At 70.3% G+C, this 2,418-nt stretch carries 3 protein-coding genes; 1 reads left to right on the top strand and 2 read right to left on the bottom strand.

Annotated features, from left to right (window positions below; translation table 11 throughout):
- A partial coding sequence (pgl, locus tag WA805_RS27795) for a 6-phosphogluconolactonase (RefSeq protein WP_425243810.1) occupies positions 1–537 on the top strand: 537 nt, incomplete at its 5' end.
- A gap of 8 nt (positions 538–545) precedes the next feature.
- On the opposite strand, the gene WA805_RS27790 is transcribed toward pgl, so the two are convergent.
- On the bottom strand, positions 546–869 hold the full coding sequence (locus WA805_RS27790; protein ID WP_422272759.1) for a hypothetical protein: 324 nt from the start codon (positions 867–869) through the stop codon (positions 546–548).
- A 56-nt stretch (positions 870–925) separates the two neighbouring features.
- On the bottom strand, positions 926–2,418 hold a 1,493-nt coding region (locus WA805_RS27785; protein WP_425243809.1), incomplete at its 5' end, for a hypothetical protein.

Genomic DNA, 2,418 nt, shown 5'->3' with positions numbered 1-2,418 from the left:
GACCCGGAGCGGAACGAGACCGGAGCGCGGGCCGCGCTGCTCGACCGTATCGACGCGGACCCGGCGCGGGTGCACCCGATGCCGGGCCCCGACGGCCCGGACGGCGACGACCCGGAAGCCGCCGCGGAACGGTACGCGAGCGAACTCGCGGCCGCCACCCGGCCGGAGGACCACGCCCCCGTGCCGTCCTTCGACGTGCTGATGCTCGGTATCGGCCCGGAGGGTCACGTGGCCTCGCTGTTCCCCGGGATGCCCGCCGTCTACGACAACCGCCCGGTCGTCGCGGTGCGCGGCTCCCCCAAGCCGCCGCCGGTGCGTATCTCCTTCACGTTCCCGTCGATCCAGGCCGCCCGCGAGGTGTGGATCCTGGCCTCGGGAGAGGAAAAGGCCAGCGCGGTCGCCCTGGCGCTGTCCGGCCCTGGCCCGGTCCAGCTGCCTGCGGCTGGCGCCCGCGGCCGCCAGCGGACGCTGTTCCTCATCGACGAGGCCGCCGCCGCGAAGCTCCCCGCCGACCTGGGCCGCCCCGGCGCGCACTGACTAACTGGCTAACGCCCGGGGACCTTCGACTGGCTGGCGCTGCAGCCGGACAGCAGGATCGACGATGCCGTACAGGTGCTCTGCCCTCCGCCGGTCGGGCCGGTATAGGTCATGACTAGGGCGAACGCGAGCATTCCTGCGGTGACGCAGCCCCATATCCCCACGAACATCCACGTCAGCGCCGTCGTGGACAGCTTTCTGCGCAGCCGTCGCAGCGGGCGGCGCGGCGGCATGTCCTCGCCGGAGGCCAGCCGGTTGAAGATATGCAAGAACGACACCAGCACCGGAGCGGTCTTCGCGAGCTCGTCGGCTATCCGGCTCAGCGTGCGCACCTCACGCTCGTTCAGGCTCAGGGGACGCCTCCTTCGTCAAGCCCGGGCTGGCTCCCTCAGGCCGAGCTGGCAGTCGCCTTCCCAAGAAGGCCGTGGTTACGCAGCCAGGTTATGAAACTTTCCCGACTGCTGAAGGCAAGTCCCGCCGCGAGGCAGATCGCGGGAACCGCCGCCAGGGCGTACCGGTAGCTGAAGCCCGCGGTCATTGGCGGCAGCACGAGCAGCGCTACCCCGGTCAGCCAGGGCAGCAGGCCGAGGCCGCCCCAGCCGGTGCCGGGCACGCGCGTCCTGCGGCGGATGCCGAGCACCACGCCGACGGCGCCGGCCACCACGAACAGCAGCAGGAACGTCCCTGGCAGGTACACGACCCGCTGGTAGAGCCGCAGGAACAAGCTCCACGGCTGGACCACCGACGGCTGCCCGTAGCTCGCGCCACCGAAGTCCCGCGCGGCCGCGGCGTTGGTGCTGCTGCCGGTCACCCAGCCAGGCAACGGCGTTATGTAGGCTTCCGGCTCGAAACGGAACTTGGTGCCCGAGCCCTCCAGGTTCCCGATGGCGTTGGTCTCGTTCACCCGCGTCCAGCCGAACGTGGTCAGCGTGTCCTTGGCCACCGCCCGCGCGTAGTCGAGCGGCTGGGCGAGGATGGCACGCTCCGCGAACCGCATGGTCAGCGACTCGATCTTAGGGGTGAAACGGTTGACGTTGTTGGTGCCGGTCAGTTGTGCGAGCGGGGTCTTGTTCGACCAGAGGTATTCCTGCGAGTTGGGGCGCCTCGACGGCGGCCTCGAGTCGCAGAGCACCCGCAGATCGGCCGGCGGCTTCATCACCGCGCAGTTGGAGAAGCTGCTCACCCGGCTGTACAGGAACGTGCCCGTCGACTCGTCCAGCGCGTACTGCCCGGTGTGGATGTGGAACCAGAACATGTAGCCCGCGATCGGCACCACGCCCGCGACCGCGGTGGCGGCGATGCGGCGCCAGCCCATGCGGCGCGCCAGCATGCAGATCAGCACGATGACGAGCAGCGGCTCGCCCACCGTCCGGACGGTCGCCGCGTACCCGATCGCCAGGCCGGCCAGCACGGCGACGGCCATTGGCGGCCGGTCCCACCAGCACAACAGCACGAGCGCCGCGGTGATCAGCGTGTAGAAGAGCACGTCGGCGGCGATCATGTGCTCGAGCTGCAGCTCGAACACGTCGAAGAGCACCGGCAGGGCCGCGATCGTCGCGCCCCACCACGGCAGCCCCCGGTGGCGGAGCACGGCGTAGATGCCGGTGCCCATGGCCAGCCCCATCACGGCCTGCAGGCCGGTGACCAGCGCCAGGCTGTGGAACGGAAGCAGCGCGTACAAGAAGAACGGATACCCGTTCGATCGCACGATGTCCGGCGTCTTCGTGACCGCGTCGGTCATGTAGTTGTAGGAGTCGTTGAAGAACATCGCCGGCGGGTAGCCGAGCATGACCACGACCCGCAGCGCCACGGCGAGGGCCAGCACGATCACGTAGGGCCGGTGGGCGCGGATCAGCCGCCCCAGCCAGGCGGCCGCGGCCC

The sequence above is a fragment of the Trebonia sp. genome, from assembly GCF_049794275.1.
Classification (GTDB): domain Bacteria; phylum Actinomycetota; class Actinomycetes; order Streptosporangiales; family Streptosporangiaceae; genus Trebonia.
This window is presented reverse-complemented; position numbering and strand designations above follow the sequence as displayed.